We start from the raw sequence: 11,845 nt of genomic DNA, 5'->3' as shown, positions 1-11,845 counted from the left end.
TCGTAGTTGCCGCCGCTGATGCGGCCAGCCACATAGTTGCCGTACAGCGTCGCGAAGCCCAGGTTGTAGCTGCCGCCGACCTGCCAGCCACGCCGCTTGGCGAGGCCGGTTTCCTGCGCGCCGCTGGCCGGGGCGACGTAGCTGCCGTTGTCCAGATTCCAGGCGGTAACGGTCGCGCTCACCGGCCCACCCGCGTAGTACAGCGCCAGATCGCCGCCACGGCCGGCCTTGTCGGTGGTGACCGTCGTCGCCCCCGCCGCCGTCGGCGTCACCATGTTCACGTTGTTCTCGCTACCGCTCGTCAGCGTCAGCTGGCCGGAGAAGCCGGCCAGCTTCGGCGAGGCATAGACCAGCGAATTATTGAGTCGTGTCGGCATGCCACCGATCACCGGCAGGAACCCCGCCGAGGAACCGAAGAAGCCCGCCCCCATCGCCGCGGACATCACCGACGAGGTGTAGGAGCCGGCGTACTGGCGGCCGGCGGTCAGCGTGCCGAAGCGGGTCGCGAGACCGGCGTAGATCTGCCGCGAGAAGATCTGGCTGCCGTTGCTGGTCTGCCCGCCGCTGGAGACCGCGGTGTTGTTGATGCCCGGCGTGATCGCGCCGGTGCCGACGGAGCCCGTATCGAAGAGGATGCCGGCTTCCATCAGGTAGACGGCTTTCACCTCGTCGCCCAACTCTTTCTCGCCCTTGAAGCCCAGGCGGGAAGACGTCATCCCGCCGGAGCCGATCGTCGATTTCTGGCCGTAACCACTGTTCACCGTCGACGCGCTGACGTCAGCGACGCCGTAGATCGTCAGCGTGCCGGACGGGCCGGTCGGCACGCCCATCTGCAGGCCGGCGCCACGGGCCGGACCGCCGGTCTGGATCTCGGTCTTTTTCTGCTCTTCCTGGTTCTTCAGCAGTTGCTGGATCAACTGGCGCTGTTCGGCCAGTTCGCGCTTGAGCGCGTCGATCTCGCTCTCGGCGAAGGCCGGCGCGGCGGCGCTGCCGAAGGCGGCCAGCAACAGCAGGCTCAGCGGGCGGCGGGCGATGGAGCAACGAATGGAACGAATCTCGGATTTTTTGTTATGCACGGACAATCTCCTCTCCTGAAACCGGCTTCAGGCCGGCAAAAATGCGCCCCTCGGCAAGGGGGCTGTGGCGTGCGACGGCATCGGTAAGCGAGCCGTCGCGGGGCGGCGGGCGCAAGACTCCCGCCGTGTTCTTTGAACGGATGCGTTGAGCGAACGCAAAAAGGGAACCCCGGAACCGGGAAGGACTAGGCGGAATAGATCCGCCGCAGCTCGCGCTTGAGCAACTTGCCGGACGCGTTGCGCGGCATGTCTTCGACGAAGAAGATCCTCTTCGGGACCTTGAAGGCCGCCAGATGCTCACGCGCATGCGCCATCAGTTCGTCGGCGCTGGCCGTGGCATCCTGCTTGAGGGCCACCACCGCGGCGACGATCTCGATCCAGCGCTCGTCGGGCAGGGCCACCACTGCCACCTCGGCCACCGCAGGATGGGTGTACAAGGCCTCTTCCACGTCCCGGCTCGACACCAGCACGCCGCCGGTCTTGATGACGTCCTTGATGCGGTCGGTGATGTACAGGTAGCCGGCTTCATCCACGTAGCCCACGTCGCCGGAGCGGAACCAGCCGTCGGCAAAAGTACTGGCGGTCTCCTCCGGCTTGTTCCAGTAGCCGCTCATCAGCTGCGGCGAGCGATGGACGATCTCGCCCATCTCGCCGGGCGGCACGTCCTTCATGTCGGTATCGACGATACGGGTTTCCACGTTGAAGATTGGCCGCCCCGCCGAAGCCGGCCGCTCGGCGTGTTCCTCGGGGCGCAGCACCGTCGCCAGCGGGGCGATCTCGCTCTGCCCGTAGCAGTTGTAGAGCTGTAGGGCCGGCAGGCGGGCGGCCAGTTCCTGCACCACCGCCACCGGCATGATGGAGGCGCCGTAATAGCCCTTCTCAAGGGACGACAGGTCGCTGTTCCCGAAAGCCGGATGGCGCAGGAAGGAAATCCACACCGTCGGCGGCGCGAAGAAGGAGGTGATCTTCTCGGCGGCGATCAGCTCGAAGCACAGCTCGGCCTGGGGCGCCGGCACGATGATCGTGGTCGCACCGACCAGCAGTTGCGGCATCAGGAAGACGTGCATCTGCGCCGAGTGATAGAGAGGCAGCGAGGCCAGGGAACGGTCGCCGGGCTTGATGTCGGTGGCCAGCAGCGTGCTGGTGTACTCCGCCAGCAGTGCCCGGTGGCTCATCATCGCGCCCTTCGGCGCCGCCGTCGTGCCGGAGGTGTATAGCAACTGGGCGATGCTCTCCTCGTCGATGTCCAGCGCCGGCGCCGTGTCACGGCCCGGCGTGTCGGCCCAGGCCAGCACGTCGTGGGCGCCATCGCCGCCATGCAGCGTGCCCTGCCATTCGCAGGCCAGCGTCGGGCCGAGGGCCTGCACGTGGCTGGCGATGTCGGTATCGCAGAACAGCGCGCGGGCGCCGGACTGCTCGACGATGTAGCGCAGCTCGCTGTCGATCAGCGCGTAATTGATCGGCACGTGGATCAGGCCGGCGCGCACGCAGCCCAGCCACAGGATCACGTAGGCGTCGGAGTTGCGGCCATAGGCGGCCACCCGGTCGCCGCTCTGCAGGCCGAGGCCCAGCAGCTGGTTGGCCACCCGGTTGGCTGCCGCGTCGAGGCGTGCGTAGCTCCAGCTGCGCGCCTGGAAACGCAGCGCCTCCTTGCCCGGATTGCGGCGCACCGAGCGGTGCAAGGCGTCGCCGATCAGGTTGCGGCTGGCGCTACGGACATCGTTGCGGACGTCGTTGCGGATGTCGTTCATGTTGGTCTCCTCCTTGGCTGCGTGTCGTCTTCTTATGGGTCGTGTCACAGGCGTTCGACGATGGTCGCCGTCGCCATGCCGTGGCCGATGCACATCACCTGCAGGCCGAGCTGCCCGTCCACATGGGCCAGGCCGCTGAGCATCTTGGCCAGCAGGCCGGCGCCGGTAGCGCCCAGCGGGTGGCCGTGGGCGATGGCGCCGCCCCACGGGTTGAGCTTCCCGATATCCGGCTCGAACTCCCGCGCGAAGCACAGGGCCACGCTGGCGAAAGCCTCATTCACCTCGATCCAGTCCAGATCGCGGATCGACAGGCCGGCCCGCTGCAGCGCCAGTCGGGTGGCCGGGATGACACCGGTGAGCTGCATGACCGGGTCGGAACCGACCGCGACGCGGGCCCGGAAACGGGCCACCGGCTTGAGCCCGAAATCGGCGCTGGCCCGCCGGCTGCCGATCAGCACCGCGGCGGCGCCGTCGGACATCTGGCTGGCGTTGGCGGCGGTTACCACGCCGGCGTCGGCACTGCGGAAGACCGGCTGCATCGCGGCCATCTTCGCCGGGTCGATGACGGCCCGGATGCCTTCGTCGTGGGCCAGGCGGATCGGTTGCCCGTCCTTGTCCACACCGGCCTGCGCCAGGATCTCGCGATGCACGCCGGCGGCCCGCGCGGCTTCGGCGCGGCGGTGGCTCTCGATGGCGAAGGCGTCAAGCTCGGCACGGCCGAGGGACCAGTGCTCGGCCACCCGCTCGGCGCTCTCCACCTGGTGGGGGATCGGGTAACGGGCCAGCAGGTCCGGATGCAGACCGTCAAAGCCGTGGAAGTCGCCCTGGCCCAGCGTCAGGTCGAGGAACATCGGCACCCGGCTCATGCTTTCCACGCCGCAGCCGATAGCGAAATCCAGGTCGCCGGCGGCCACCGCCTGGGCCGCCGCGTGGGTGGCGAACTGGCTGGAGCCGCACATGCGGTTCATCGAGACGCCCGGCACATGCTCCGGCAGACCGGCCAGCAGCAAGGCCTGGCGGGCGATGTTGGCGCCCTGCTCGCCGGCCTGGCTGACGCAGCCGGCCAGCACGTCGCCGACCCGCTCGGCGGGCAGGCCGGCACGCTGCAGTACGCCGTCGATGGCGGCCGCCAGCAGGGTATCGGGGCGGGTGTCGCGGAAGGCCCCGCCACGGCGCCCGAAAGGCGTGCGCACGGCGGCGAGGATCAGGGGTTCGGAAGGCGAGACGAAAGTCATTGGAACAGTCCTGTAAGACGAAGAAATCGTGGCTCAGGCCGCCCTCAGCATTTCGCGGGCGATGATGTTGCGCTGGATCTCGCTGGTGCCTTCGTAGATCTGCAGCACCTTGGCGTCGCGGAAGAGTTTTTCGACGGGGTATTCGGTCGAGTAGCCCATCCCGCCGAAGATCTGGATGGCCTCGGTGGCGCCCCACATGGCCGCGTCGGCGGCGGTGGCCTTGGCGACGGAGGCCTGCAGCGTGTTGGGCCGGCCCTGGTCCACCCGCCAGGCAGCCTGATAGGTGAGGAGACGCGCCGCTTCCAGGCGCATACGCATCTCGGCCAGCTTGTGGGCAATGGCCTGGTGCTCGACGAGCGTGTGCCCCATCGAGCGGCGCTCCTTGGCATAGGCCAGGGATTCGTCGATGCAGCGCTCCAGCAGGCCGACGCCGAAAGCCGCCACCATCGGCCGCGAGTGGTCGAAGACCGCCATCGCCAGCGCGAAGCCGCTGCCCTCCTCGCCGAGCCGGTTTTCCTCCGGTACGAAGACCCGGTCGAGGAAGACCTCGGCGGTCGGCGCGGCGCGCTGGCCGAGTTTGCCGAGGGGCTCTCCGACGCTGCGCCCGGCGCTGTCCCGCGGCACGATGAAGGCCGTCATTCCCTTGTGGCCGGCGGCCGGGTCGGTCTTGGCGAAGACCACGAAGAACTCGGCCAGCGGCGCGTTGGAGATCCAGGTCTTGCTGCCGGACAGCAGGTAGCCGCCGGCCACCCGCTCGGCACGGGTGCGGATGGCGGCCACATCCGAGCCGGCGCCGGGCTCGGTCAGCGCGAAGCTGGCCAGAGCGCCTGCAGCGATGCGCCCCAGATAGCGCGCCTGCTGTTCCTTCGACCCCGCCAGCACGATGGGCTGGGCCGCCAGCGCGTTGATGCACAGCGCGGTGCCGATGCCCAGGCAGCCGTAGCACAAGGCCTCGGTGACCAGCACCAGGTCCAGACAGCCCAGACCGGCGCCGCCGACCGCGGCGGGAAGATTGACGCTGGCCAGGCCGAGTTCGACCGCCAGCGCCTGCACTTCCAGCGGAAAGGCGCAGTCCCGGTCGGCCTGGACGGCGCGCGGCATGATCTCGCGGTGGGCGAACTGAAGGGCCAGTTCGCGGATCTGACGGCGCTCGCCGTCCAGTTCGAAGTACATCGCATGTCCTCGCAGCAGAAGCCCGCGACGGTCGACGAGGCGCGCCAACGCCCACCCCGGCACGCCAGCAATGGCGCACAAGGACCGTCTTGGAGCAACAGGAATTGACGAAGGGCGCCAACCTGCAGCGGCGCCACAACCGGGCAGAAATGCCTTCTAGGTCACGTGCGAGCGATTCGGAAGAAATGCCATGATTATTGTGTCTCCGTATTTATCAGTCCCCGGGCCGGGGCCGGCGGGCATCTTTGCAGCACCCGTTGATGGCGACATGGTAGGAGATCGCACCGTGGGCGGGAGTGGCAGAGGCGGACGACAAATTGACATTTTCTGCCATCATTCCACCCGCAGCCCTTGAGCCCCGTCCTTCCATGAGCCCCCAGTCGCAGACGATCCCCGCCCGCTTCGCCACCGACCTGATCGATCACCTGCGCGACACGCCGGGCTTCGACCCGGACTGCGTGCTGCGCGCCGGCATCGCACCGGCGCAACTGCAGCACGACGGCGCCCGCGTGACGATCGAACAGCTGTCGTCCCTGTACCGGCTGCTCGCCGTTCAGTACGACGACGAGACGCCCGGGCTGTTCTCCCGGCCGCTGCGCAACGGCACGCTGAAGTTCCTGTGCCTGTCCATGCTGGACGCCCCCAGCCTTGGCGTCGCGCTGCACCGCTTCGCCGGCTTCTTCCGGCTGGTGCTGGACGACCTGCAGTTCGAGCTGGGGGAATCGGAAACCGGCGCCTGCCTCAGGCTGGTCGAAAAGGCCGATCTGGGCGAACGCCGCATCCTGGCGCTGGAATTCATGCTGCTGCTGGTCCAGGGCGTGGCCTCGTGGATGATCGAGAAGCCGATCTCCTTCCAGCGCATCGACCTGGCCTATCCGCCGCCGCCCCACGCCGACGAATATCCGCGCATGTACGCCGGCCCGGCCTGCTTCTCCCGGCCGGCGACGGCCCTGCATCTCGACCCGGCCTGCCTGTCCCTGCCGATCCGCCGCAACAAGACCGCGCTGAGCGCCTTCCTGCGCAATGCGCCGATGGACTGGTTCCATGTCTCGGCCAGCAAGCGCCCGGTCACCCACCGGGTCGGCGACCATTTACGGGAACGGCTGGCCCAGCCGCTGACCATCGAGGACGTGGCCCGCACACTGCACACCTCGCCACGCACGCTGGCGCGCCGGCTGGCCACCGAAGGCAGCCGCTTCCAGTCCCTCAAGGACAACCTGCGGCGGGATGCGGCGATCACCCTGCTGACCAAGACCGACGAACCGATCGCCCTGATCGGCGCAAAGATCGGCTTCGACGACCCGTCGGCCTTCAACCGGGCCTTCAAGCAATGGACCGGCAGCCCGCCCGGCGCCTACCGCCGCCAGCCGCGGCCCGAGAGGGCAAAAAAGGACGCGCCCGCGGACGCGTCCTGAAACTTGCCGCCACGCATCCGCCCGGCACGCGCTTCAAGGCGTCGCGCGGACCACCCCGGCTTTCGACACGAGCAGCGGCGCCCCCTTCTCACTGGCGACGACGGCCGTCAGCGGCAGGCGGTCCGGACGCTGGCTGACGCTGAAGCCGGCACCATGGTCGGTGCTGTGCAGCAGCACCCCGTCGAGGGCCGAGGCGTAGAGCCCGGCGCTCGACTCGGCAAAGGCGGTGATCGAGCTGCGGCTGTCCACCTTGACCGGCGCCCAGTGACGACCGCCGTCGCCGCTGCGATAGATCGCGCCGCGCAAGCCGCCGACGACGAGGCTGCCGTCGGACAGCGCGGCACCCGCCCACAGGGAGCCCTTGTAACCGGTGTCCAGGTATTCCCAGCTCGCCCCATGGTCGGCGGAGTGCAATACCCGGCCCTGCTCGGCGGCGATGAACAGGCCGCCGTGGCGATCGGCAAACAGGCTGTACAGATTGCCATCGGCCCGCTTGGCGCCGGCCGGCACCGGCAAGTCCACCGGCACCCAGTTGCGGCCGCCGTCGGTGGTGTGCAGCAGCAGGGACCACAGGCCACAGGCCCAGCCGTTGTGCGCATCCACGAACAGCACGGAAAACAGCGGCTGGTCCTTGTCCAGATCTTCCCGCTGCAGCTTCCAGCTGTCGCCACCGTCGTCGGTGGCGAGGATCACACCGCCGTGGCCGACCGCCCAGCCGTGCTTGTCATCCACGAAGGACACCGCATTGAGCATGGCCCGCACCGGCACCTGGCGGGCCTGGCGGAAGTGCCCACCGCTGTCGTCCGACAGGATCACCGTGCCGTGGTCGCCAACCGCGACGATGCGCTGGCCGGCGCGGGCCGCCCCCAGCAGCATCGCCTCGCTGGCGTGGGCCGACGCCAGGGCCGGGCGTTCGATCGGGTGGCGGGGCCCCTCGGCCGGCGCCTGGGCATGCACGCAGGCCGACGCGCCGAACAGGGCCAGGATCAGCGCGTCGCGCCGGCGCCGGGCCATCGTGCGGGCGCTCAGGGTGCGCAGGGAAAGGGATTTCAACATGACGGGCTCCGTTCAGTGATCCAGGATGCCGGGCGCCTTGACGGGGCCGCGGCGCGGAAAGATCTTGTCCAGCCACACCGCCAGGGCCGGCAGCGCGGTCATCGCCATCACCAGATTGACGACGAACATGAAGGCCAGCAGCTTGCCCATGTCGGCCTGGAACTTGAGGGCCGAGAAGGACCAGGTGGCCACGCCGATGGCCAGCGTGATGGCGGTGAAGATGGTCGCCATGCCGACTTCCATGATGGCGTGCTCCACCGCCTTGACGATGGGCTGGCCGTGGGCCAGGTGGTACTGCAGGCGGTTGTAGATGTAGAAGGCGTAATCCACGCCGATGCCGACGGCCAGCACCATCACCGGCAGCGTCGCCACGGTGAGGCCGATCGACAGCGCCTTCATGAACCAGTAGCCGATGAAGGTACCGACGGTCAGCGGCAGGCAGCAGGCGATCACGGCGCGGAAGTCGCGATAGACCATGAACACCAGGATCACGATCGCCGCGTACACATAGAGCATCATCGGCAGCTCGCTGATCTCCACCTCGTCATTCACCGCGGCCAGCACGCCCGCGTTGCCGGCGGCCAGGCGCACGGTGACGCCGTCGAGCCCGTTGGCGCTGCGGAAGGCCTTCACCGCGTCGATGACCCGGTTGATGGTGGCCGCCTTGTGGTCGGTGAGGAACAGGTGCACCGCCGTCATGCTGCAGTCCTTGCGCATGTAGCCGCGCATGCGCCCCACCTCCACCGCCAGGCCCGAGTAGTTGCCGGCATCGGACGGCACGACGTTCATCTTCGGGTTGCCCTCGTTGTAGCCCTCGCTGTAGGTGCGCAGCTGGCTGGAGAAGGCGTTGATCGACAGCACGCCCGGCACGTGGTGCATGGCGTCGACGAACTCGTCCTGGTAGGCACCGATGGCGGTGTTCTCGCAGGCCTCCGGCAGCGTGGTCTCGAAGATCACCGTCAGCCAGTCGAGGCCGGTGTCGTAGCTCGACGAGATGGCCACCGCGTCGCGGTTGAAGCGGGCGTCCTGGCGCAGCTCCGGCGCGCCCGGCTCAAGCGTGCCGACCACCCGGTCGCTGCTCTGCCACACCGACACGCCGAACACCAATGCGGTCAGCGCCAGCACGCCGAGAGCCCGGTTAGGTTCGGCCAGGCGGGCCAGGCCGCGCAGCCAGCCGGCGCGCTTCTCGCGCTTCTGCATCGCCTTGTCGGCGTAGTCCTTGCTGAAGCTGAACAGCGATGCGGCCAGCGGCAGCATGATCAGGTTGGTGACGATCTTGTAGGCCACGCCGATGGACGCCGTGATGGCCAGCTCGCGGACCATCGGGATCGGAATGAGCACCAGCGTCACGAAGGACACGAAGGCCGTCACCAGGGCCAGCGTGCCGGGCACCAGCAGGCCGCTGAAACTGTGGCGGGCCGCCTCGTCGGTGGTCTTGCCGAGGGCGATCTCACGGACGATGAAGTTGATCTGCTGCACCCCGTGCGACACGCCGATGGCGAACACCAGGAAGGGCACCAGCACCGCCAGCGGATCGAGGCCGTAGCCGAGCAGGCGCAGCGTGCCGAACTGCCACACCAGCGAGGTCAGCGAGCACAGCACCGGCAGCAGGGTCAGGCGCACCGAGTGGCAGTACCAATAGACCGCCAGCGCGGTGAGCAGCAGGGCCACGGCACAGAACACCAGCACGCCCTTGGCGCCGTCGGCGATGTCGCCGATCTGCTTGGCGAAACCGATGATCTGGATCTCGAACTGGTCGTCCTCGAACTTGGCGCGGATCTGTTCTTCGAGCAGGTGGTTGTAGGCCACATAGTCGATCTTGTTGCCGTCGGCGTCCGTCTCGTTGAGCTCGGCGGTGATCATCGCGCTGGTCTGGTCGCGGGACACCAGGGTGCCCACGTAGCCGCCCTGGCTGGTGGCGCGCTGGATATTGCCGATGGTCTCGGCGTCCAGGCTCTGCGGCGTCACGGTGCCGTCGATGATCGGCTCGGCGCGGAAGCCGTCCTCGGTGATCTCGTTGACGAAGCTGTTGGGCGTCCACAGGGACTGCACGCCCAGCCGCGCCACGTTGGGCAGGAACATCACCGCCTGGGTCACGTCGTACAGGCGGGTCAGCGCCGGCGCGTTCCACACCGAGCCCTGGCGGGCCTTCACCACCACGGTGATGCGGTTGGCGCCGAGCACGTCGTCGCGGTATTGCTTGAAGGTCTCGATGTATTCGTGGCCGACCGGCATCTGCTTCTCGAAACCGGCGTCCATGTGCAGTTGCAGGGCGAAATAGCCGAGCACCGCGGTCAGGCCGAGCAGCGCCACCAGCAGGCTGCGCCGGATGCCGAACAGGAAGCCCTCGAGGGCCCTCAGGCTACGGGTAAAAAACTGGTCGACGCTGTCGACACTGAAGGGATTGAGCACGATGGTTCCACCTGCGAGCGGGGACGGCGGCCGACGCCGCCGCCCCCGCTCGCCATCAGAAGTTGCGGGAGACGAAGGCCCCGACGAAGTCGCGGTCCTTGTACGGCTGGTCGTAGCGGGTCGCCCCGCCCCAGAACTTCGCGTAGTTCACGCCGAACTGCCAGGTGGCCGGGTTCTGCGTGAAGTTGACGATGAAGTTGGCCGACTTGGCGTCCTCCATGAAGGTGCCCGTGGTGGTCGGCGTGCGCCCCTTCACCGCGTGGAAGAAGTACACCTCCGGCACCACCTGCCAGCCCGGGATCACGGTGCCGTCATAGACCCAGCTGAAGTCCAGGTTGTAGCCCCACGATGTCTTGGTGCCGACCGAGCCGGCCGCCGCCGTGGCATCGTCCTCCAACCCCCAGCCCCAGGCACCGGCGCTGACCGGCACACCGTTGTAGAAGCGCTTCAGGTTCGGGTACTTGATGGCCACCGCCTCCACCATCAGCGTGGCGGTCTGGGCGCCGCCGAGGGCGCCGAGGATGCCGCCGTAGTCGCTGGGCGTCATGCTCAGCAGCCCGGTCAGGTGCCACTGGAACTTCTTCTCGTCCACGTAGCAGTCCCCGCGGGTGCCGGTGCAGCCGCTGGCCGGATTGAGGGATACCGCGTCCTTCGGGCGATAGGACAGCTCGCTGCCGATGGCCCAGTCGCCCAGCGGGAAGTTGGCGCTCACCCCGTACATGCGCCGGTCCTCCGGAAAGGCCCAGCCCGGCCCGCCGCTGCCGTTCAGGTTGTAGGTGAACTGGGCGGCCTTGTCGTGATAGGCCATCGCGTAGAAGCCCAGGTTGAGCTGGGTGCCGTCCGGCTGCCAGCGCACCGCCGCGCCGTACTGCCCGTCGCGCGGCGCCTTGCCGCGGGGCAGACCGTAAGTCCGGTCGCCACGGCCGAGGCCATTGACCACCGACCAATAGCTGCCGGTGGGCGGGTAGTAGTTGTCGTTCCACTTGGCCTGCCAGTAGGCCTCCACGTTCACCCCGCCCCCCAGGCCACTGGCCACGCTGACGATGGGCGCCGGCAGGAAGACCTCCTTCAGCTGCGTGCCCGGCTGGGACAGGCGCATGATGTCGATGGCGTTGACCTGGTTGATGCCGCCGGGGATGAACAGGCTCTCGCCCCAGCTGATCACCTGGTTGCCGACCCGCAGGCGGGCGCGCTGCTCGCCGACACTGAATTCCTTGCTGACCCACAGATCGAGCATGCGTGCCTTGAAGGACAGGTCTTCCTTCGCGTCGTCGCTCAGGCCGCCGATGCCCGGTGGGTTGCCGCCGCTGACGTAACCGGTGGTGTGCGTGGCGGCGAAGTCCTTCAGCCAGCTCACCCGGGCCATGAACTTCACGTCCTCGGGCAGCTTGAGGAGCAGTTCGTGGGTGCCCTTCAGGTAAGTGGTGAAGGCATCGCCGCGCCCATAGTTGAGGTTGCCCTGGTCACCCAGGCCGCTGGCCACTTCGGTGCAGCCACCGGGAGCCCCGGCACTGGGCGAGCCCTTGAGCACCAGGGAGCAGGCCGGCCCCTCGGTGCGCACGCCGAGGCCGGCGGTAACGGTGGAGTCGAAGCTGCCCGACACGCTCTCCCCCTGGAAGGTGAAGGCGGCGGCCTGGCCGGCAGAGCCGGCCAGAACGGCGAAAACGGTCAGCGCGATCGGCTTGATGGTGGTTCTGGTCATGATCCGGTCCTCCCTGGCTGTTCCG

The 11,845-nt window shown here is 68.2% G+C and carries 8 protein-coding genes; 1 reads left to right on the top strand and 7 read right to left on the bottom strand.

The window, feature by feature from the left end:
• The 4 genes from B4920_RS04520 to B4920_RS04505 form a co-directional block, all read right to left on the bottom strand.
• The coding region (locus B4920_RS04520; protein ID WP_161493237.1) for a porin at positions 1-1,076 on the bottom strand (1,076 nt) is incomplete at its 3' end.
• Positions 1,077-1,261: 185 nt separating this feature from the next.
• Positions 1,262-2,827, bottom strand: a complete 1,566-nt coding sequence (locus B4920_RS04515; RefSeq protein WP_079433415.1) for an acyl-CoA synthetase — start codon at positions 2,825-2,827, stop codon at positions 1,262-1,264.
• 44 nt (positions 2,828-2,871) lie between these two features.
• The gene (locus B4920_RS04510; protein ID WP_079433414.1) at positions 2,872-4,062 is read right to left on the bottom strand and encodes a thiolase family protein; all 1,191 of its coding nucleotides are present in this window, start codon (positions 4,060-4,062) and stop codon (positions 2,872-2,874) included.
• A 33-nt stretch (positions 4,063-4,095) separates the two neighbouring features.
• On the bottom strand, positions 4,096-5,235 hold the full coding sequence (locus tag B4920_RS04505; protein WP_079433413.1) for an acyl-CoA dehydrogenase family protein: 1,140 nt from the start codon (positions 5,233-5,235) through the stop codon (positions 4,096-4,098).
• A 368-nt stretch (positions 5,236-5,603) separates the two neighbouring features.
• Between B4920_RS04505 and B4920_RS04500 the strand changes: the two genes are divergently transcribed.
• The gene (locus tag B4920_RS04500; RefSeq protein ID WP_079433412.1) at positions 5,604-6,650 is read left to right on the top strand and encodes an AraC family transcriptional regulator; all 1,047 of its coding nucleotides are present in this window, start codon (positions 5,604-5,606) and stop codon (positions 6,648-6,650) included.
• 33 nt (positions 6,651-6,683) lie between these two features.
• Here B4920_RS04500 and B4920_RS04495 read toward each other — a convergent pair whose 3' ends face one another.
• From B4920_RS04495 to B4920_RS04485, 3 genes are read right to left on the bottom strand one after another with little or no spacing between them, the layout of a single operon-like run.
• Positions 6,684-7,706: a YCF48-related protein gene (locus tag B4920_RS04495; protein WP_088179374.1), complete on the bottom strand. Its 1,023-nt coding sequence runs from the start codon at positions 7,704-7,706 to the stop codon at positions 6,684-6,686.
• Between the two features lie 12 nt (positions 7,707-7,718).
• Positions 7,719-10,118, bottom strand: coding sequence for an RND family transporter (locus B4920_RS04490; protein ID WP_079433411.1), 2,400 nt, complete (start codon positions 10,116-10,118; stop codon positions 7,719-7,721).
• A 55-nt stretch (positions 10,119-10,173) separates the two neighbouring features.
• A complete protein-coding gene (locus B4920_RS04485) occupies positions 10,174-11,820 on the bottom strand; it encodes a DUF1302 domain-containing protein (RefSeq protein ID WP_079433410.1) in 1,647 nt (548 codons plus the stop codon).
• Positions 11,821-11,845: the final 25 nt, after the last annotated feature.

This window comes from Zoogloea sp. LCSB751 (assembly GCF_002028455.1).
In the GTDB taxonomy this organism is placed as follows: Bacteria; Pseudomonadota; Gammaproteobacteria; order Burkholderiales; family Rhodocyclaceae; genus Zoogloea.
This window is presented reverse-complemented; position numbering and strand designations above follow the sequence as displayed.